At 36.3% G+C, this 270-nt stretch carries 1 protein-coding gene; it reads right to left on the minus strand.

Annotation, left to right across the window (positions count from 1 at the left end):
• A partial coding sequence (locus E1171_RS00085; protein ID WP_187696076.1) for a FecR domain-containing protein occupies positions 1-270 on the minus strand: 270 nt, incomplete at both ends.

Here is a 270-nt window from a genome sequence, read left to right on the forward strand (position 1 = left end):
ACAAGGCTCTTTGTGTTCCAGTATATCTTATTTTTATTCAGTGTGGTTACTTTCTCAAGATCATTTCCTATTTGTTGGTTGGCCTGCACAATAAATGATTTTTTATCCCCAGGGTATTTAACCTGAACACGTCCTTCAACAACTCTTACAGCTGTGGCTTTGTTTTCTAATGCCGTAACGTAGAATTTTGTCCCCAAAACAGTGATTTCCGCATTATTAGTTTTAATAATAAATGGATTTTTTGGGTCGCTGCTTACATCAAAGTAAGCC

Origin of the sequence: Xanthovirga aplysinae (assembly GCF_009711365.1) — a bacterium.
Classification (GTDB): Bacteria; Bacteroidota; Bacteroidia; order Cytophagales; family Cyclobacteriaceae; genus Xanthovirga; species Xanthovirga aplysinae.